The sequence below is a fragment of the Xanthomonas sp. CFBP 8152 genome, from assembly GCF_014199025.1.
Lineage (GTDB): Bacteria > Pseudomonadota > Gammaproteobacteria > Xanthomonadales > Xanthomonadaceae > Xanthomonas > Xanthomonas arboricola_B.
Window position 1 is genome coordinate 443434 of the sequence record NZ_JACHNO010000001.1, and the last position, 19634, is coordinate 463067.

Annotated in this window: 13 protein-coding genes; 5 read left to right on the forward strand and 8 right to left on the reverse strand. The window is 66.4% G+C overall.

The annotated features are described in order from the left end of the window. Positions 1-98: 98 nt before the first annotated feature. The 4 genes from FHT09_RS01960 to FHT09_RS01975 all read right to left on the reverse strand — a co-directional run bounded on the left by FHT09_RS01960 (position 99) and on the right by FHT09_RS01975 (position 5055). The gene (locus FHT09_RS01960) at positions 99-1130 is read right to left on the reverse strand and encodes a LacI family DNA-binding transcriptional regulator (RefSeq protein ID WP_104605151.1); all 1032 of its coding nucleotides are present in this window, start codon (positions 1128-1130) and stop codon (positions 99-101) included. Positions 1131-1519: 389 nt separating this feature from the next. Next, complete coding sequence (gene phbB, locus FHT09_RS01965) at positions 1520-2260, reverse strand: acetoacetyl-CoA reductase (protein ID WP_016904744.1); 741 nt, start codon at positions 2258-2260, stop codon at positions 1520-1522. Between the two features lie 169 nt (positions 2261-2429). Further along, the gene (locus tag FHT09_RS01970) at positions 2430-3758 is read right to left on the reverse strand and encodes a CitMHS family transporter (protein ID WP_047127220.1); all 1329 of its coding nucleotides are present in this window, start codon (positions 3756-3758) and stop codon (positions 2430-2432) included. Positions 3759-3861: 103 nt separating this feature from the next. Continuing rightward, the gene (locus tag FHT09_RS01975) at positions 3862-5055 is read right to left on the reverse strand and encodes an OprO/OprP family phosphate-selective porin (protein ID WP_104605149.1); all 1194 of its coding nucleotides are present in this window, start codon (positions 5053-5055) and stop codon (positions 3862-3864) included. 247 nt (positions 5056-5302) lie between these two features. Here FHT09_RS01975 and FHT09_RS01980 point away from each other — a divergent pair, with 247 nt between their 5' ends. The 4 genes from FHT09_RS01980 (at position 5303) to FHT09_RS01995 (ending at position 9266) form a co-directional block, all read left to right on the forward strand. After that, positions 5303-6004: a response regulator gene (locus FHT09_RS01980; protein WP_104605147.1), complete on the forward strand. Its 702-nt coding sequence runs from the start codon at positions 5303-5305 to the stop codon at positions 6002-6004. Then, the gene (locus FHT09_RS01985; protein WP_104605145.1) at positions 5997-7382 is read left to right on the forward strand and encodes a sensor histidine kinase; all 1386 of its coding nucleotides are present in this window, start codon (positions 5997-5999) and stop codon (positions 7380-7382) included. The genes FHT09_RS01980 and FHT09_RS01985 overlap by 8 nt, the downstream gene beginning before the upstream one ends. Continuing rightward, positions 7382-8431: an ABC transporter substrate-binding protein gene (locus FHT09_RS01990; protein WP_104605143.1), complete on the forward strand. Its 1050-nt coding sequence runs from the start codon at positions 7382-7384 to the stop codon at positions 8429-8431. The genes FHT09_RS01985 and FHT09_RS01990 overlap by 1 nt, the downstream gene beginning before the upstream one ends. Positions 8432-8627: 196 nt before the next feature. Continuing rightward, positions 8628-9266, forward strand: coding sequence for a response regulator transcription factor (locus tag FHT09_RS01995; RefSeq protein ID WP_047127735.1), 639 nt, complete (start codon positions 8628-8630; stop codon positions 9264-9266). A gap of 193 nt (positions 9267-9459) precedes the next feature. Here FHT09_RS01995 and FHT09_RS02000 read toward each other — a convergent pair whose 3' ends face one another. The 4 genes from FHT09_RS02000 to FHT09_RS02015 form a co-directional block, all read right to left on the reverse strand. Beyond that, positions 9460-10530 carry an aldo/keto reductase gene (locus tag FHT09_RS02000; RefSeq protein ID WP_104605141.1) on the reverse strand — a complete coding sequence of 357 codons (1071 nt, stop codon included), beginning with the start codon at positions 10528-10530 and terminating at the stop codon, positions 9460-9462. 877 nt (positions 10531-11407) lie between these two features. Continuing rightward, positions 11408-13528: a TonB-dependent receptor gene (locus FHT09_RS02005; protein WP_258077178.1), complete on the reverse strand. Its 2121-nt coding sequence runs from the start codon at positions 13526-13528 to the stop codon at positions 11408-11410. 298 nt (positions 13529-13826) lie between these two features. Further along, complete coding sequence (locus tag FHT09_RS02010; RefSeq protein WP_104605137.1) at positions 13827-16472, reverse strand: PAS-domain containing protein; 2646 nt, start codon at positions 16470-16472, stop codon at positions 13827-13829. 224 nt (positions 16473-16696) lie between these two features. Further along, the gene (locus tag FHT09_RS02015; protein ID WP_104605135.1) at positions 16697-17869 is read right to left on the reverse strand and encodes a porin; all 1173 of its coding nucleotides are present in this window, start codon (positions 17867-17869) and stop codon (positions 16697-16699) included. Positions 17870-18153: 284 nt separating this feature from the next. Here FHT09_RS02015 and FHT09_RS02020 point away from each other — a divergent pair, with 284 nt between their 5' ends. After that, entirely contained in the window at positions 18154-19500 is a 1347-nt protein-coding gene (locus FHT09_RS02020) for a dicarboxylate/amino acid:cation symporter (protein WP_047124707.1), read from the forward strand. The last annotated feature ends 134 nt before the right edge of the window (positions 19501-19634 follow it).

Sequence of the window (19634 nt, forward strand, 5' to 3'; positions counted from 1 at the left end):
CGCCGGCGCCAGTGCGCAGTTGCGCAACGCACGCCATCGCGCACGCTCTTACGATTCCCGATTCCCGATTCCCGATTCCCGATTCCCCAATCCCGGCCTCACGCCGACTCACGCACCACCAGCTTCACCGGCATCTCCACCGACTCCACCGCTTCGCCGCCGATCAACGCCAGCAGACGATCCACCAGCAGGCGCGCCGCCAGCCCCAGGTCCTGCCGCACCGTGGTCAACGGCGGTTGGCTGTAGGCGGCCATCGGAATATCGTCGAAGCCCACCAGCGAGATGTCCTGCGGCACGCGATGCCCGGCCTCGACCAGGGCGCGGATCGCACCGACCGCGATCACATCGGAGGCGGCGAACAGCCCGTCCGGCGGATCGGTCTTCTTGAGCATGGCGCGGGTCAGGCGGTAGGCGTCTTCGCTGAGGAAGTGGCTGCGCGCATGCAGGCGCGTATCGAACTCCAGCCCGTGCCGCTGCAGCGCATGGCGATAGCCGGCAAAGCGCGGTGCGACCTCGGGCAACTGGTCGTCGCCGAGGAAGGCGATGCGGCGACGGCCGCTGGCGATCAGATGTTCGGTGGCCAGCGCACCGCCCTGGAAATTGTCGCTGCCCACGCTGATGTACGACTGCCCGTCGATGCGGCTGCCCCATACCGCCATCGGCAGACCATCGCGCGCGGCCTCGTCCAGCGCGGCATGTTCGGAACTTTGCCCCAGCACGATCACGCCATCGGAGCGGCTGCCGCGCGCAAGTTGTTCCACCCATCCGTCCTGATGCCGGTCGAGCTTGGACAGCAGCATACTGTAGCCACGCCCGGTCAGTTCTTCGGCCAGCAGCGCCAGCATCGTCATCATGAAAGGATCCGACAGCGGCTGGTCCAGCGCATGCATCATCGGCACCGCCACGCTCACGGTGTTGGAGCGTTTGGCGCGCAGGCTGCGCGCGATCGGATCGACCTGGTAGCCGGCATCGGCGGCAATCTGCTTGATGTAGGCACGCGTCCGCTCGGCCACCACCGGGCTGCCGGCCAGGGCGCGCGACACGGTGGATTCGGACACGCCCGCCATGCGGGCGATGTCGGCCATCTGCGGGCGGGCACCCGGCGTGGCGCGTTCTGGAGGTTTGGCCATGTCAACGCAGTGCGGAAAAACCCGAGTGTAATCAGTTCACGCTGGAGGCGGGTTGATCGACGCAGTGGCGGCCGCTTGTGCGCGCCGGTCAGACGCAGTCGCGCACATGCATGCAAGTGCCGGGTGCGCGTGGCGTGCATGACAGCGGCCACGACTAGCGTGGCGCTTTAGCGCGGTGAGGCTGCACGGCAGTGGGGCTTCAGAGCAGTCAAGCATCAGAGCAGTGAGGCATCAGAGCGGTGAAGCTTCACCGCGGCTATCGAGGACTGCGCTCACGCCAGGCTGGCGCGCTCGCAGTGCGGAGCCAGCAAGTATCGTTCGCGCAGCAAGACACCGGCGTGCCGTCCGCACCGATATGACGCCCGCGTGCCACATGCTGTCAGCGGCTCTCAGCCCATGTACAGACCGCCGTTGACCGCATAGTCGGCGCCGGTCACATAGGCGGCCTCGTCGGAGGCGAGCCAGGCGCACAGCCCGGCGACTTCGGCCGGTTTGCCGAGCCGACGAATCGGCACCGAGGTGGCCAGGCGGTCGAGCACGTCGGGCGGAAAACTGCTGATCGAGGCGCTGGCGATGTAGCCCGGGGAGATGGTGTTGACGGTGACCCCGCGCGAGGCGACTTCCTGCGCCAGGGCGCGGCTGAAGCCATGCATCGCCGCCTTGGCGGTGGCGAAATTGATCTGCCCGATCTGGCCCTTGTGCGCACTGACCGAGCCGATGTTGACGATGCGCCCCCAACCGCGCGCCGTCATGCCGTCGACCACCTGCTTGGTGATGTTGAACAGGGAATGCAGGTTGCTGGCGATCACCACGTTCCAGTCGTCGCGGCTCATCTGCCGGAACAAGGTATCGCGGCTGCCGCCGGCGTTGTTGACCAGCACATCGATCTCGCCGACCTCGGCCTTGACCTTGGCGAACGCGGCCACGGTGGAATCCCAATCGGCGGCATTGCCTTCGGAGGCGACGAACTCGAAGCCCTGCTCGCGCTGCTCGCGCAGCCAGGAGGTCTTGCGCGGCGAATTTGGCCCGCAACCGGCGACCACGGTATGCCCGCTGCGCGCCAGTTTCTGGCAGATCGCGGTACCCACGCTGCCCATGCCACTGGTGACGTATGCGATGCGAAGTGTCATTGCTTGAACTCCTTCGGAGTTTGGGAATGGGGAATCGGGAGTGGGGAATCGGTAGAGCAGGAGCCGCTTTTGCGGTTTCTGTTCGCCATGTGGAACTCAGGAATCGACATGACAGCACAGCGCCGCCCTTACGATTCCCCACTCCCGATTCCCCATTCCCGGCGCGCGATCAGCGCGCCAACGGAAACAGGCCAAACAACAACCCGCCCGCCAACATCAACAGGGAAATCAGTACCGCCCACTTCAGCGTGAAGCGTTGATGGTCGGCGAAGTCGACCTTGGCCAGGCCGACCAGCAGATAGGTCGATGGCACCAGCGGGCTGAGCAGATGCACCGGTTGCCCGGCCAGCGAGGCGCGCGCCATTTCCACCGGGGTGATGCCGTAGTGGCCGGCGGCTTCGGACAGGATGGGCAGCACGCCGAAGTAGAACGCGTCGTTGGACATGAAAAACGTAAACGGCATGCTGACGATCGCGGTGATCACCGCCAGATACGGGCCCCAGCTGTCCGGGATCACCGCCAGAAAGCTGCGCGACATCGCTTCGACCATGCCGGTATTGGACAGGATGCCGGTGAAGATGCCGGCGGCGAAGATCAGCGACACCACCGACAGCACGTTGCCGGCGTGATTGACCAGGCGACGGCGCTGCTCGGCCAGGTTGGGATAGTTGATCATCAGCGCCAGCGCAAAGCCGATCATGAACAGCACCGGCATCGGCAGCACGCCGACCACCAGCGCGGCCATCAGCGCCAGGGTCAGCAGCAGGTTCACCCACAGCAGCTTGGGCCGCTTCATGTCTTCGGTGTCTTCCACGCGTGGCAGCGCATCGCTTTCCTCAGGGATGCTGGTGTCCAGCCAGTTGCCGTCGGCGGGCAGGCGCACCACGCCCAGGCGGCGCCGTTCGCGCATGCCCAGATACCAGGCCAGCGCGAGGATGCCGGCGATCGCCATCGCCATCGCCGGCACCAGCGGCACGAACACGTCGGCCGGATCCACATGCAGGGCGGTGGCGGCGCGTGCAGTGGGGCCGCCCCACGGGGTCAGGTTCATCACGCCGCTGGCCAGGATGGTCACGCAGGTGAGGTTGAGCGCGTTCATGCCCAGGCGCTGATACAGCGGCAGCATCGCCGACACGGTGATCATGTAGGTGGTGGAGCCATCGCCGTCGAGCGAGATCAGCATTGCCAGGATCGCCGTGCCCATGACGATCTTCAGCGGATCGCCCTTGACCAGGCGCAGGATGCGGCCGACCAGCGGATCGAACAGGCCGGCATCGATCATCACCCCGAAGTAGAGGATGGCGAACATCAGCATCACACCGGTGGGCGCGATCTTCTTGATGCCGTCGAGCATCATCTCGTTGATGCCGGTGCCGAAGCCGCCCAGCAACGCGAACACGATCGGCACCGTGATCAGAGCCACCAGCGGCGACAGCCGCTTGCTCATGATCAGGTACATGAAGGTGATCACCATTCCGAAACCGAGCGCGGTCAGCATGCGGGCAAATCCTTTGAGGCGTACAGCAGGGGAAGAGTGGAGCGCGCGGCGGCGGGTGCACTGCAGCAGCGGTGACGCGTCATGCGAAGGTCAGGCAAACCGGTCAGAAGTCGTACTGGAACCGGCCGGTCACCGCCAGCGTGTGATCGACCACCGCATCGACCATGCGGTCGCGGTTGCGGCTGTCGATCACGTTGAGCATCACGCGCAGGTTCGGCTTGAAGTACCAGTTGCCGCCCAGCGTCCACGACTGCGTGCTGGCATCGATGAAATCGGGTTGGCCATCCAGATGCTGATCGCCGCGCATGTAGTCGTAGCGCAGGGCCAACTCGAACGCGCCGGAGGGACGGTTGGGGGTCTTGATCCGGCTGAAACGCCCGGTCTTGCGGTCGTAGCCGCGCGATTCGCCGGTGACGAACCAGCTGACCAGGCCGTAGCCGGCCAACACCTTGGCATGCTGGGAACCGTCGTCGAGCAGGCCGCCGCTGAATTCGCTCTGCCACGACCATGGGCCCAGCACTTCGGCGTATTCCAGCGACCATTTGTCGAAATCGGTATCGCGGCCATCGGCAAAGCGCGCCAGGGTGATGCGGCTGTTGTTGGCCAGATCGTTTTCCGGGCGTGGCCGGATCAGCAGGGACGCCGCGCCGCCGCTGCCCGGATGCGAATAGCGCTCGTGCGCCAGCGACACGCCCAGGTGGCGCAGCCGCGCCTGGCCCATCTCCGGCGCGAAGGTCAGCCGCGTGCCGAGCGCGCCGCCCTTGGTCGAGGAATTGTCGATGCTTTCCAGGCTGTAGGCCGCGGTGGACCAGGTCGCATCGGGGCGATTGGCCTGCCAGGAGATCGCCTTGCGATAGATCGGCGCCAGCGTGGTGGAGGCATAGCCGCGTTCCAGGAACGGGCCGTAGTTGGAGCCGGTGCGATCGTCCAGCGAGAAGTACTGCTTGAACTGGCCCACGGTCAGCGTACCGGCGGAAAACTTCTTGGCGATGTACACATCGCGCGCCAGGATGCCGCGGCTGCCGGATTCGTATTGCAGGCCGGCAAATTCGGCCTCGGCCTTGTAGGTGAAGCCGTAGAACTTGCCCGCCACATCCAGCCACACGCGGCGGAACTGGGTGTCGTTGCGCTCGGGCGTGCCGCGTTCGTCGTTGTCGAACACGGTGAAGTCCCAGTGCACGCGCCCACCCACCTCGGCGGTGACCGGGCCGTCGCCCTCGGCCGCATGCGCCGCCGGTGCCAGGCACAGCGCAGCGCAGGTGGTGAAGACGCGCAGACGCAAGGTGTCGTTGCTCACAGACCCTCCCAGGTACATGTGTGAATCACGTTCAGCGATGCACCGCACAAGCACGCTGCGGCGCGTTGGCAGCAGCCTAGTCCGGTGAAGCTGTCATGGACCTGTCAGGGCGGGCGAATCGGGAATCGGGAATGGGGAATCGCAAAAGCCCAAGAGCTTTTGTCCGCGTTGCCTGTTACCTTCCGGCCGCGGCCAACTGCTGTTCCGATTCCCCATTCCCCATTCTCGATTCTCGATTCCCCGCCTCATGCGCCTGCTGCTAGTCGAAGACAACGCCGACCTCGCCGATGCCATCGTGCGGCGCATGCGCCGTAGCGGGCATGCGGTGGATTGGCAGTCCGATGGCCTGGCGGCGGCGAGTGTGCTGCGCTATCAGAGCTTCGACCTGGTGGTGCTGGATATCGGCCTGCCCAAGCTGGATGGGTTGCGCGTGCTGGCCGGGATGCGCGAGCGTGGCGATACCACGCCGGTGCTGATGCTGACCGCGCGCGACGGCATCGAAGACCGCGTGCAGGCACTGGATGTCGGCGCCGACGACTACCTTGGCAAGCCGTTCGATTTCCGCGAGTTCGAGGCGCGTTGCCGGGTGTTGCTGCGGCGCAACCGCGGGCAGGCCAGCGAGGTGGTGCAGATCTGCGGGTTCGTGTTCGACAACGCCGCGCATACGCTGGTGCTGGACGGCGTGCCGATCGAGTTGCCCAATCGCGAATACCGCCTGTTCGAGATCCTGATCGGACGTCTGGGCCATGTGGTGGGCAAGGACGAGATCGGCAATGGCTTGTTCGGTTTCGACGACGATGCCGGGCCGAATGCGATCGAGCTGTATGTCGGCCGCCTGCGTCGCAAGCTGGCGGGCGCGCCGTTGCGCATCGTCACCGTGCGTGGGGCTGGCTACAAGCTCGAAGAAGCCGATCCGCATGCGCCGGTGGAGCCGGGCGTCGATGGCTGAGCCGCGGATGGTGGCACCGTCGATCCGGCGCACCTTGCTGCTGTACCTGGGCAGCCTGTCGGTGCTGGGCGCAGTGGTGCTGTTCTTTGCCGCACGCGACTACGGCGAGCGGGCCGCCAACCGCTCCTACGACCACCTGCTGGTGTCCTCGGCCCTGTCCATCGTCGACAGCGTGGCGCTGGTCGGCGGCGACTGGCAGGTGGATCTGCCGTATGCCTCGCTGGACCTGCTCGGCATGGCACCGGAAGACCGCGTGTTCTACCGCGTGTTCGATGCGCAAGGCCGCACCATCACCGGCGAAGAGAGCTTGCCGTTGCCGGCGCGCGCGCCCGGCGACGAGCGCCCGGTGCTGTTCGATGCCGACTACAGCGGCGAGCCGGTGCGCTTTGCGGTGGTGATGCATCGGGTGGCATCAGCCTCCGGGCAGGGCGAGGTGCGCGTGCAGGTCGGTCAGACCCGGCGCGCGCGCGATGCGGTGGCACGCGATGTGGTGCTCAACGCGCTGGTGGCGATCGGCGTGCTGTCGCTGCTCGCCCTGGGCCTGGTGTGGCTGGGCGTGTATCGCGCGCTGCGCCCGTTGCAGCGTATCGAGCGCGACCTGTCGCGGCGCGAGCCCTCCGACCTGAAACCGCTGAGCGCGCCGGCGCCGCAGGAGATGCAGTTGATGGTGACCGCGCTCAACCGCTTCATGGCGCGGCTGTCGTCCAGCAACGAAACCCTGCGCGCCTTCATGGCCGAAGCCGCGCACCAGATGCGTACGCCGTTGGCCGCCTTGCGCGCGCAGGCGCAGCTGGCGATGGACGACGACGACCCGCGCGAGATGCAACGCAGCCTGGTGGCGATCGAGCGCAATGCCAGCCATATGAGCCGGCTGCTCAATCAATTGCTCAGCGACGCCAGCGTGATCCACCGTGCCAACCTTCAGCGCTTTGCCACGGTGGATCTGGCCGAGGTGCTGCACCAGGCCCTGCACGAGGCCTTGCCGCGCAGCGACGGCGCCCCGCGTGTGCACCTGGCGATCGACCCGCAACCGGCACTGTTGCGCGGCGATGCATTGCTGCTGCGCGAGGCGCTGAAGAACCTGATCGACAACGCCTGCAAATACGGTGCCGGGGCGCCATTGCAGGTGGCGCTCACCAGCGACGGCAGCCATCACGTGCTGACCATCGCCGATCATGGCCCCGGCATTCCCGCTGCCGAAGCCGAGCGTGTGTTCGAGCGTTTCGTCCGCGGGCCAGATGCACCGGTTGGTGGCGCGGGGCTGGGGCTGGCCATCGTCAAGCGGGTGGTCGAAGCGCACGGCGGGCGCATCGATCTGAGCAACCGCGTCGGCGGCGGGCTGATCGCCTCGTTGCATTTTCCTGGAGGAGCGCGGTGATGCGCGTGCTGTTGCTGATGGTGGCGTTGCTGGCGCCGGTTATTGCGCGTGCCGCGCCCGGCGATGTGCGGGTGTTTCCCGCGCATGGCCCGATGCAGGCGCAGTTACGTGTGCAAGGCTCCACCGACCTGGAAGTGTTCGGCGCGGTCATCCAGGACTACCAGCGCCTGCATCCGGGCACCGAGGTGATCTACGAGGACGTGATCGCCTGGGACATCTACGAGCGCTATCTGCATCCGGGCAAGGCCACGGCTGCCGCCGACATGCTGATCAGCGCCAGCATGGACCTGCAGACCAAGCTGGTGAACGACGGCCACGCGCTCGCGCATCGCTCCGCGCAGACCGAAGCGTTGCCGGCGTGGGCGCAGTGGCGGCACGAAGTGTTCGGCATCAGCTACGAGCCGGTGGCGATCGTCTACAACACGCGCAAGCTGGCGGCCGCGCGGGTGCCGCGCACGCGCCGGCAACTGCTGGCCCTGCTGCGCGCGCCCGACGCGCCGCTGCGCGGCCGGGTCGGCACCTACGATGTCGCGCGCAGCGGCGTGGGCTATCTGTTCGCCACCCAGGACGGGCAGGTCGGCAGCATCGCCGGCGCATTGCTGGCCGCGTTGGGGGCCAACCAGGTCAGGCTGGAAGAACGCACCGGCACCTTGCTCGACCGCGTCAGCCGTGGCGAGCTGCTGCTGGCCTACAACGTGCTGGGTTCCTATGCGCAGACGCGCATCGATGCCGGCGCGCCGCTGGGCATCGTGCAGCCGCAGGACTACACGCTGGTGGCCTTGCGCACTGCGGTAATCCCCAAGACCGCACCGCATGCGCCGGAGGCGCGCAGGTTCCTGGATTACCTGCTCTCGCCACGCGGTCAGCAGGTGCTCTCGCGCGAGGCGCGGCTGATGCCGATCCTGCCGGCCGCCGGAGGCCGCGGCGGCTCGGCGCAACCGCCATTTCGCCCGATCCCGCTTGGCCCCGGCCTGCTGGTGTACCTGGACAGACTCAAGCGCCGGCAGTTTCTGGACGCCTGGCGGGCCAGCACGCAGCCACCGCGCTAGGGCGAGCGCTGACGGCCTGCGCGAACGGCTACGCATCGGCGCGGCGTGGGCTGCAGGCCTTGCGTGTACGAGGCGTTGGGCGCGGCGATTTTCCACGCACATGCTGGCTGCCCGACAGACCCGATACCTGCGCAACGGGGTGGAGGCGGACGCCCGGGCGCGGGAAACCGACACGGCCATGTGCCAGACTTGGCGCATGGCCGATCTCACCATCCTCGTCGCCGACGACCACCCGCTGTTCCGCGCCGCCGTGATCCATGTGCTGCAGCAGACCCTGCCGCAGGCCGAGGTGGTGGAGGCCTCCAGCGCCGCCACGCTGAGCGCGATGCTGCGCTCGCACCCCCAGGCCGAGCTGGTACTGCTGGACCTGGCGATGCCGGGCGCACGCGGCTTCTCGGCGCTGTTGCACGTGCGTGGCGAGCATCCGGACATCCCGGTGGTGGTGATCTCCTCCAACGATCACCCACGCGTGATCCGGCGCGCGCAGCAGTTCGGCGCGGCCGGTTTCATTCCCAAATCCACCCCAGCCGAATCGATCGGCACCGCGGTGGCCAGCGTGCTGGAGGGCGGCACCTGGTTCCCGCCGATGACCGCCGAGCGCTCGGAGGCCGACGCGCAACTGGCCTCCAAGCTCGCCCAGCTCACCCCGCAACAGTTCCGCGTGCTGCTGAGCCTGGCCGACGGCCTGCTCAACAAGCAGATCGCACACGAGCTGGGGCTGGCCGAGAACACCGTCAAGGTGCACGTCACCGCCATCCTGAAGAAGCTGGACTGCTACAGCCGCACGCAGGCGGCAGTGCTGGTCAAGGCGCTGGAGCCGGAAGGCGAGGGCTGATCGCTCCTGGTGATCGTCTGCTGCATCGTGTTTTGCGATGACGATGACGTGCTGGGACGCAGCGCCGTGCAGAACGGCGATGCAAACGCGCGATGACGCGACGGATTGATCGGTCGTGCCGTTGTCGGTGAAAGATCATTGCACGTGAGGCAGTGCATCGCTGCCGACAGATCGTCCGTCGGCGATGCATCCATCAACTGCGTAACTGCACCTTGTAGGTGCCGTAGATGAGTTGCTGCGCCATCGGCCGGCCGATAAAGCGTTCCGGAAAGATCGGCGCCAGCGCGCTGATCCGATCCAGCCGAGCCAGGTGTTCATCGCTCAAGACGATTTCCAGCGCACCGAAGTTATCCTCGGCCTGCTGCAGCGTGCGCGCGCCCATCACCGGCGAGACCACGGCCGGATTGCGCAAGGTCCAGGCCAGTGCCACCTGCGAGCGCGAGGCACCCAGTTCCTCGGCGACCGCACCGACCGCATCGGCGATCTCCAGCGAGCGTGCATTGAGATGCCCGGTCGAGGCGATCACGCCCTTGCGGCTGGTCGAGACCTCGGCCGCGTTGTCGGCGGAGAGATCGGCGCGGCTGTACTTGCCGGTCAGGATGCCACCGCCCAGCGGCGACCAGGGCAACACGCCCAGGCCCAGCTCGCGTGCCATCGGCAGCAACTCGTGTTCGACGCTGCGCTCGACCAGGCTGTATTCGATCTGCAGCGCCACCAGCGGCGACCAGCCCCGCAGGTCGGCCAGTGTCTGCAACTGCGCCACCCGCCAGGCCGGCGTGTTGCAGATGCCGAGATAGAGCACCTTGCCCGATTGCACCAGATGCTCCAGCCCGCGCATCACTTCCTCCGGCGAGGTGGTGAAATCCCAGGCATGCAGGTACAGCAGGTCGATGCGGTCTGTGTCCAGCTGGCGCAGGCTGGTCTCGACCGAGCGGATCAGGTTGAGGCGATGGTTGCCGCCGGCATTGATGTTGTCCGGATCGCGCGCCATGGTGAACTTGGTGGCCAGCACGAAGCGCTCGCGGCGGTCCTTGAGCAGCGTGCCGAGGATGCGCTCGGAGCCGCCGTTGGTGTAGTTGACCGAGGTGTCGATGAAATTGCCGCCGCGGTCGGCATACGCATCGAAGATGCGCCTGGCTTCGTCCGCGTCCGCACCCCAGCCCCAGTCTTCGCCGAAGGTCATGGTGCCCAGCGACAGCGGCGAGACGCGCAGGCCGGAGCGGCCAAGCAGGCGATAGTGGTCCAGCGACAGTGTCTGACTCATGCGGTGTGTCTCCCGGTAGTGGCGGTGTGCGTCTTGCGATGCACTGTGCCGCGGGCCGCAGGGTCGGCGTGAGCCTGGTGATCCGGCATCCTTGCCCGATCGTCCGGATCGTCCGGATCGTCCGGATCGTCAAATCGGCATCGTCACGCAGCCGCAGTGGATTGCATGCATTGCAGCGTTCGGTTCGATGTGCGTGGTGCGTTGCAGCGCCGATTGCAGGACGCCAACGAATACGCACGCAGCGGGCGCATGGGTGCGAGTATCAGAGACACGCAGGCATGCGCCCTTCTGGGGCACGATTGAGCGACCAAGACGCTGATGTCTGCGACTTCGTTGCAGGGCCCTTGCCCGCCCACCATCGCGGGACACGCCGCAAGTACGTCCATGTAGGCTCTCACGCGGCATCCATGCCGCGTAAGGTCCCGCGACGGTGGGCGGGCAAGGACCTGTCGGGATAGTCGGTGTGCATGTTGCAAACAATGCACGATGCATGTTGTTCGGGTGATCTGTGGGTGGCTGCAGGGTGGGCGAGCAAGGACCCATCGAGCTGGTCGGCGTGTATGGTTTTCAGCGAAGCAACCGACAAGCTCTCTGCTGCGGTGTCTTGCCGCTTGCGGGACCGTGTGGCGGCATGGATGCCACCACCGAGCCTTATCTGTTCGGATTCTGTCAGTGTGGGTGTCGAGAGCCGACATGGCCACCGTGAGAGCCTCCACGGACGGATTCACGGCGTGTCCCGCGGGCGGCGAGGGCACCGTGCCTTCGATCGACTAGGCTGTTGATTGCATCTAAACGACGCTGCGACTCCACACCCATGCGCAGCGGCATGCTTGCGCAGGCGTATCGTGCGCAAGCTGCTGGCAACCACGCTACGCCATCAGAAATCCAGCGAATAACCCAGCGTGATGGTGCGGCCGCGCCCGGCGAAGTAGCGCAGCGGTTCGACCAGGGCCGATTGCGAGTAGTAGGTGATGTACTGCTTGTCGAACAGGTTGGACACACCCAGGCGCACTGCGCCACGCGGCAACGCGTAGTTGAACGTCGCATCCACCAGCGTGTAGCCGCTGAAGCGCTTGTCGGCCTCGTCGAAGGATTGGCTGAAGGCATGCTGGGCCTGCACGAACGAGGAGAGTTTCGGCGTCCACTGCGCCGACCACGAGGCGATCACCCGGTTGGGCGCCACGTTGAGCCCATCCAGGCGCGCGTCCAGTTGCCCATCGTTATCGCTGTCGTAGCGGCCATGGGTGTAGGCGTAGGACAGGCGCAGGCGATGCGCGGAATCCAGGCGATAGCCCAGGCTGGCGTCCACGCCCTGCACGCGGGTCTTTTCGCGACTCATCATGAAGGCGCCGTTGATCGGCACCACGCGCGTGCCCAGGTCCGAGTTGGACTGGAAGTAGCTCAGGTCCGCGTCGAAGGCGCCGCGCGTAAGGCGGGTGCCCGCTTCCACGCTCTTGGTCAGGATCGGTTCCAGCGTGCTCAGGCTGGCCACGCGCGTGCCTGGCGTGTTGATCGCGCGCAGCACGCGGCCCACGTCCGGCATGCCGAAGCCTTCGGAATAGCTGGTGAAAAAGCTCACCCCTTCGACCGGCGTGTAGACCAGGCCGGTGTTGTAGAGGGTCTGGTTGAAATCGAGCGTGCCGCCTTCGACAGCGACCCGGTTGTAGCGCCACAGCGTCTGGTAGCTGTCGATCTTCAGCTCGGCTTCTTCGCGACGCACGCCGGCATGCAGGGTCAGCTCGGGCAGCAGCTTGTATTCGCCCTGCACGAACAGCGACAGATTGCGGTAGTCCGATTCGGGCACATAGGTGCGCCCGGTGCCGTAGAGATCCTGCTTGCCGGTGTCGGCCAGCAGGTCGACGCCGCCGGTGAGCTTGAGCCGGCCGTCGAGCAGGTCGTCCTTGGTCAGGCTGATCTTGCTGCCCCACTTGGAAGCGACCGACCGCGATTGGTCGTACAGGCTGCCGACCGGGGCGATGCGTGGATCCTGAAACGTGGACGAGTTGTCGGCGCCGAACAGCCCTTCGAATTCCTGGTTGAACACCATCGCGCTCAGCTGCATGCCGGCCAGATCGTCGTGGGTATACGACAGGCTGGACGTCAGCACATCGTTCCAGGGCGCGGTGCCTTGCGGGGTGCCGCGCACCGAGCTGGTGGGGAGGCCCTGCGCACGGTTGCCGGCGACGCCGATGTAGTCGTTGTCGTTCTTGATGCGGTAGCGGTTGACGCTGACGCTCAGACGCTGCGCGTCGGTGAGCGCGTAGCCGAGCTTGGCAAGCACGTCGTAGCTCTTGGACGTCATCAGGTCGCCCTGGGTGTTGTCGGCGCCGATCGGACGGCCTTGTCCGTCCACATACAGGCCCTGGTCGCTGTAGCTGGCCGAGAACAGGTAGTCGAGCCTGTCCGAGCGGCCGTCCACGCGGTAACGGGTTTCAACGCTGGTGGTTTCCGCGCGCGTTTCGGAGCTGGGCGCGGTGGCCTGCACGTCGATGTGCTGGTTCAGCGAGCCGTCCTGCGGCCGTCGGGTGATGATGTTGATGGTGCCGCCGGTGGCGCCCAGCCCGTTGATGGCATTGGCGCCCTGGATGACTTCGATGCGCTCGACCATCGCATAGTCGATGGTGTGCGCTTCGCGCCCGGTGGGGCGGATCGGATTGGACTGCGGCACGCCGTCGATCAGGATCAGCGGCGTGCGCCCGCGCAGCGTTTCGCCGCTGCCATTCATCTTGCCGCGGCTGGGCGTGTACGAAGGAATCAGGTTGGCGAGCACGTCGGAGGAGTTGCTGGAGATCGTCAACTGCTGCTGGATCTGCGCCTTGTCGATGATCAACACCGTCTGCGGCGATTCGGCCACGGTCATGTTGGAGCGCGAGGCGGCCACCACCACGGTGTCCAGCGTATCGGTGACGTCCGATTGTGCGGAAGCGGTGGCGGAGGCGAGCAGGCAGAAGCTGACAACGAACGGCATGCTGGCCGATCCGGAGACGGGAGATTTCATCGGGCAAGGAACTCCAAGGCGTGGCCGGCACAGGGGCAAGGCCTGCACGGCACCACGAAAGCGACGGTCAAATGCGAATCATTCGCGCTATTGTAGCAGGCGCGAGCGTCTTGGCGTCGGGGCAGACAGGCGCGGGCATGCGTCAGCTGCGGCCAGCGATCTTGTCAGGTATGGGCGCTTGTCGATCGACGCTGTAGCGGCAAGCGTTGCATCGATCCACCGATGCGCCAGTCGGTCCCGACCGGCGCGCGCTGCCGGTTCGATCAACTGCGATGCAGCAGTGCTGGCAGCCGGGCAACTACTGGCGCCGCAACAACATCTGGGTGACCAACGCGCGCAGCGCGGGCGGGCGCACCGGCTTGGTCAAGAATCCCCAGCCCAGGTCGAGCGCATGCTCGCGCAGCGCCGGGTCGGGTTCGGCAGTGACTAGGATGACGCGCGGTTCGCGTTGCCAGCGTTCCACCAGCTGCGGCAACACCCTGGGGCCATAGTGCTCGCCCATGCGCACGTCCAGCAACAGCAGTTCCGGCACCTCGTCGGCGTTGGCAGCGGCCAATGCCTCATTGGGGCCGCCGGCAAAGTCCACACGGCATTCCCAGCGCTCCAGCAGGGCGCGGCTGGCCTCGCACACGCGCGGGTCATCGTCCACGCACCACACGCGGCACCCGTGCAGGATCGGGTCGTTGGCATGTTCTGCGGTTGTGGTGGGCGGCGGCAATCGCCTGACAATCGCGGCACGTTCGCCCAGCGGCACGGTCACCGAAAACACGCTGCCGCTGCCCAGTGCGGAACGCAGGCCGATCCGGTGACCGAGCAGACGTCCGATGCGCTCGACGATGGCCAGGCCCAGACCGGCGCCGCGATCATTGGCCACGCCGTCGTCCAGGCGCCTGAATTCTTCGAAGATCTCTTCCTGCAGGGCTTCGGGAATGCCAGGTCCCTGGTCGTGCACTTCGATGCGCAGCCAGCCGCCGCGACGACGGCAGCCGATCAGTACGCGCCCACGCGGGGTGTAGCGGATGGCGTTGGACAGGAAGTTCTGCAGGATGCGCCGCAGCAGGTTCTCGTCGCTCAACACCACGGCGGACGTTGGCACCCAATCAAGCACCAAGCCGCGGTCTTCGGCAAGGATGCCGAACTCGCGGGCCAGGGTTTCCAGCAGCGGGGCGATGGCGAAATCGCGCACCTGGGTCTTCAGGCTGCCTGCCTCCAGGCGCGAGATGTCCAGCAGGCTGTTGAGGATGGCGTCCTGCGCGGCGAGTGCGCCTTCGATGTTGTCGACCACGCGCGCGCCGCCGGCCTGGCGCACCTGCCCGCGCAGGACCGAGACGAACATGCGCGCGGCATTGAGCGGTTGCAGCAGGTCGTGCACGGCCGAAGCGACGAAACGGGTCTTGTAGCGGTTGGCGCTCTCGGCCTCGCGTTTGGCCGCAGCCAGATCGCGGGTCCGTTCGGCCACGCGGTGTTCCAATGCGTCGGCCAGCGAACGCAGTTCGCGCGCGGCGTTCTTGTAACTGGTGATGTCGGCATAGCTGGTGACGAATCCGCCATCGGGCAGCGGATTGCCGCGGATTTCCAGCACGGTGCCATCTTCCTTCTCGCTCTCGCGCATATGCGGTTTACCACTGCGCAAATGATTGAGGCGGCGTTCGATCGCCGCTTCGATCGGCCCGGGTCCGAGCAGGCCGCGGCGTGCGTTGAAGCGAAACAGGTCTTCGATCGGCCTGCCGATCTTCAGCAGTTCGGGCGGGAAGCGGAACAGTTCCACGTAGCGCGAATTCCACGCCACCAGATCGAGCGCTTCGTCGATCACCACCACGCCCTGCGGCAGGTGTTCCAGGCTGCGGCTCAAACCGGCATTGGCCTGTTGCGCGGCGGTCACCACGCCATCCTGCGCGGTACGCAATTCTTCGGCGTGTTGTTGCAGCAGCGTTTCCAGCTCGTGCCGGCTGCGCTGGCGCAGGGCGGACAGGCGCCGCCGCTGCTGCACGAACAACCACAGCAAGGCCAGCGCCAGCCACGCACCGGCTGCGGCGATCGCAGCGGCGCGGCCGGCCGCCGCGCTGGCGCGGGTGTCGTGCAGCAAATGCAGGCGCCAGCCGCTTTCGGGCACCTGCAGGGTCTGCCACAGCACCGGGCCGGCGAGCGGTGGGTCGTTGACCTCGGCCAGCACGCCACCGTTGCCGGTCTGCTCGATCAACCGGCGGCGCAGCGGCAACAAGTCCTGGTCGGCATACTGGCGGGTGCTGCGCAATTCGCTGCGGTCGCGCAGGCTCAGCGGTGCCAGCATGCGGTAGCGCCACTGCGGGCGGCTGGCCAGAAAGACCACCGCGTGGGCGTCGGAGGCCAGCACGATGTCCGGGGTCTGCAGCCACTCGCGTTCCAGCGCGGCCAGTGCGATCTTGATCACCACCACGCCCTGCACCTGGCCGCCGGCATCGACGATGGCCTGCGACAGGAAATAGCCCGGCTCGCTGGTGGTCATGCCGATGCCATAGAAACTTCCGCTGCCGTTGGACAGTGCCTGCTGGTAATACGGGCGGAATGCGTAATCCACGCCCACGTTGCTGCGCGCCGCGCGCCAGTTGCTGGCAGCCAGTGCAATGCCGTCGCGGTTGATGAGCGTCAGCGTGGAGGACCGGGTGACGTTGTTGGCGCGCTCCAGTTTGTGGTTGAGCTGATCCACCTGCGCGGGGGACAACGGGCCGGAAACGGCGGCGCGCAGTTCCGGGTCCAGCGCCAGAATCTGCGGCAGGGTGCGATAGCGATCGATACGTTGCTGCAACGCCTGCGCGTACAGGCGCAGCTGACGCCGCACGGTGGCGCTTTCCTCGTGCAGGGCGTTCTGCTCGACGAAGTGCCCGGCGGCGAACATGGCAACCAACATGCCGCCCAGCACGATGGACAGCGTGGACAGCAGGCGGCGGCGTTGTGAGGCGTACATGGCGACAAGTATGGCGGTGTGCCGATGCATCGTGCAGTCATCGGTGCGGTGGCCTGCCCCCATCGCCGCCACGGTGCCCCCAAAAACGACTGCGGCCGCATCCCTCGAAGGATGCGGCCGCAGCGACCCGCACACTGGCGTGCGTTGCCGGGTTACGCGTCGAAGCGGTCAACCGACGCCAACTCGCGGCCGACGAGTCCCGCGTCACCGCTGCGCGATAACGCCTAGAACTGTACCTGCGCGCGCAGTTCCATCACGTGCGGGGTTTCATGCACGCCGTTGCGCGTGGCATCCACCCAGCTGTAGTTGGCCTGCATCTTGAAGTGGCTGGTGAGGTACCAGTTGGCGCCGATGGTGGTGTCGTGCTGGCGGCCGCCGCTGACGCGGTTGTCTTCCAGATCCAGGCGGCTGTAGCGGGCGGTCAGCTCGACCGCGCCGTAGTCGTGCGCCGGCTTGATGTTGCCCGGTACGCCGCCGGCATAGCTGCGCGACTCGCCGGTCAGCGTCCAGGTGCCGTAGAGGTACTGGCCCTGCGCGATGTAATGCGGCAGGTTGTCGTTACGCGCCACTTCGGCGCGCAGCGCTTCGCTCTGCAGCGAGAACGGGCCGTGGATCCAGACCGCTTCCACGCCGGCGCGGATCACGTGGTCCACATCGAGAATGGTACCGGTGTCGATCAGGCGCACGTCGGTCAGGCCGGCTTCCGGGCGGGCACGCAGGCGCACGCGCGGGCTGAACGACACGCCACGGCCGTCGCTGAAGCCGCGCGGGTTTTCCACCGAACCGGCCAGGCCCAGATGCAGCACATTGCCTTCGGCCTTGAACGGGGTCCAGGCAGCATGCACGGCCTGGGTGGTGCCCGGGTTGTCGCCCTGCAGATCCTTGCCGCCATAGGCGCCGGCCTGGAGCAGATACTGCTGGCGTTCCAGCGTCCATTCCACGCCGGTGCGGCGGCCCTGGAACACCGCCTGGATCGGCAGGCCCAGTTCCATGAAACTGCCCGCACGCGAGCTCTGTACCGCTTCCAGACCCACCGGCACCTTCATGTAGCCCAGCCGCACGCGACCGTAGTCCTGACCGAACAGGGCCTTGGTCTCGACGCGGAAGAACACGTCCAGCCACAGCTTGGCTTCGAAGTCGAAATACACCATGGCGTCGTAGACGCCCTTCTTCTTGAGGGTGGCGCCGAATTCCTTGCGGCGGAAGTCGGTGCGGTCTTCCAGGCGGTCGTCGCCGGAGAAGTTGTTGTCGTCGTAGGCGTAGTTGCCGGTCAGGCCGAGCTCGGTGCCATCACCGAAGGTGTACTTGGTGGGCCAGTTTTCCAGCGAGGTGGCCGCATTGGCGGCAGCGGGCGCGGCGGCGATGGCCAACGCGAGAACGAGCGGATTGAGGCGCATAGGTGTGGTCTTCGGCAATGAGAAGGGGCCGGGCGTCCTGCCATGGCGGTCGCACTGAACAGCTTCAGCAAGCGCGCAGGTTCCGGACGGCCAACAACACGGGAATCGGTGTCTGCGTTAAACGGATTTAACGGCCGGGGGGGGCGCGGCTGAAGTGTAAGGCGACGTTCAGCCCGGGGACAGTGGGTAGTACCAATGGGCTATCGGCTCGAGCTGTGACGTACGGCCAGAATGCCGCACCGGGTACCGCTCAGGCACCCTCTATGTTCCCTCGGAGTGGCGTCATGCACATCAGCAAGCCTGCCGGCCCTTTGCCGGCGCCCGTTCCCTTTTACCGTCAGCTGTATTTCCAGGTGGTGGTGGCGATCGTCCTGGGCGCCCTGCTGGGCCACTTCGAGCCGGCGTTTGCCGAAAGCCTCAAGCCGCTGGGCGATGCCTTCATCAAGCTGGTGAAGATGATCATCGCCCCGGTGATCTTCCTGACCATCGTCACCGGCATCGCCGGCATGACCCACCTCAAGACGGTGGGCCGGGTCTTCGCCAAGTCGATGACCTACTTCCTATTCTTCTCCACGCTGGCATTGATCGTGGGCATGATCGTGGCGCACGTGGTGCAGCCCGGCGCCGGCATGAACATCAACCCGGCCGAGCTGGATCAGAGCGCGGTCAACACCTACGTACAGAAATCGCACGAGCTGAGCCTGGTCGGCTTCCTGATGGACATCATCCCGGCCACGCTGATCAGCGCGTTCGTCGATGGCAACATTCTGCAGGTGCTGTTCGTGGCGGTGCTGTTCGGGATCGCGCTGGCCCTGGTCGGCGAACGCGGCCGCCCGGTGCTGAGCTTTCTGGAGGCGCTGACGGCGCCGGTGTTCCGCCTGGTGCACATGCTGATGAAGGCCGCGCCGATCGGCGCGTTCGGTGCGATCGCCTTCACCATCGGCAAGTACGGGGTGGACTCGCTGGTCAATCTGGCCTGGCTGGTGGGTTCGTTTTACCTGACCTCGCTGTTCTTCGTGCTGGTGATCCTGGGCATCGTCTGCCGTCTGTGCGGCTTTTCGGTACTCAAGCTGATCCGCTATCTCAAGGCCGAGTTGCTGCTGGTACTGGGCACTTCGTCGTCGGAGTCGGCGCTGCCGTCGCTGATGGAGAAGATGGAAAAGGCCGGCTGCGAGAAGTCGGTGGTGGGCCTGGTGGTGCCGACCGGCTACTCGTTCAATCTGGATGGCACCAACATCTACATGACCCTGGCCGCATTGTTCATCGCCCAGGCCACCAACGTGGACCTGAGCCTGGGCCAGCAGATCACCCTGCTGGCGGTGGCGATGCTCAGCTCCAAGGGCGCGGCCGGCGTGACCGGCGCCGGCTTCATCACCCTGGCGGCCACGCTGTCGGTGGTGCCGGACGTGCCGGTGGCCGGCATGGCGCTGATCCTGGGCGTGGACCGCTTCATGAGCGAGTGCCGCTCGCTGACCAACTTCATCGGCAACGCGGTGGCCACCGTGGTGGTGTCGCGCTGGGAAAATGCGCTGGACCGCGATCAGCTCAAGCTGGTGCTGGATGGCGGCTCGCCGCCGCTGCAGGCGCCGGTGGCCTCGACCGACGTCGTCGCCCCGATCAGCGCACGCTGATGCTTCCTACGGCCCTGTATTCCGTCGGCGTTGCCGGCGGGGTACAGGGCCGTTTTCGCTTCTAGCCAAAACTGGCCGCGACGCACGACGCGTTGCAGCATGCGATCTTCCTGCCGCGCCGACAGCTGCGCGAC

Excerpts from the sequence above, each read along its gene's own strand:
- FHT09_RS01980 (WP_104605147.1), top strand. The coding sequence starts at position 5,303 with ATGCGCCTGCTGCTAGTCGAAGACAACGCCGACCTCGCCGATGCCATC.
- FHT09_RS01970 (WP_047127220.1), bottom strand. The coding sequence starts at position 3,758 with ATGCTGACCGCGCTCGGTTTCGGAATGGTGATCACCTTCATGTACCTG.
- FHT09_RS02015 (WP_104605135.1), bottom strand. The coding sequence starts at position 17,869 with ATGCGCCTCAATCCGCTCGTTCTCGCGTTGGCCATCGCCGCCGCGCCC.
- FHT09_RS01995 (WP_047127735.1), top strand. The coding sequence starts at position 8,628 with ATGGCCGATCTCACCATCCTCGTCGCCGACGACCACCCGCTGTTCCGC.
- phbB (WP_016904744.1), bottom strand. The coding sequence starts at position 2,260 with ATGACACTTCGCATCGCATACGTCACCAGTGGCATGGGCAGCGTGGGT.
- FHT09_RS01990 (WP_104605143.1), top strand. The coding sequence starts at position 7,382 with ATGCGCGTGCTGTTGCTGATGGTGGCGTTGCTGGCGCCGGTTATTGCG.
- FHT09_RS02010 (WP_104605137.1), bottom strand. The coding sequence starts at position 16,472 with ATGTACGCCTCACAACGCCGCCGCCTGCTGTCCACGCTGTCCATCGTG.
- FHT09_RS02005 (WP_258077178.1), bottom strand. The coding sequence starts at position 13,528 with ATGAAATCTCCCGTCTCCGGATCGGCCAGCATGCCGTTCGTTGTCAGC.
- FHT09_RS02020 (WP_047124707.1), top strand. The coding sequence starts at position 18,154 with ATGCACATCAGCAAGCCTGCCGGCCCTTTGCCGGCGCCCGTTCCCTTT.
- FHT09_RS02000 (WP_104605141.1), bottom strand. The coding sequence starts at position 10,530 with ATGAGTCAGACACTGTCGCTGGACCACTATCGCCTGCTTGGCCGCTCC.
- FHT09_RS01985 (WP_104605145.1), top strand. The coding sequence starts at position 5,997 with ATGGCTGAGCCGCGGATGGTGGCACCGTCGATCCGGCGCACCTTGCTG.
- FHT09_RS01960 (WP_104605151.1), bottom strand. The coding sequence starts at position 1,130 with ATGGCCAAACCTCCAGAACGCGCCACGCCGGGTGCCCGCCCGCAGATG.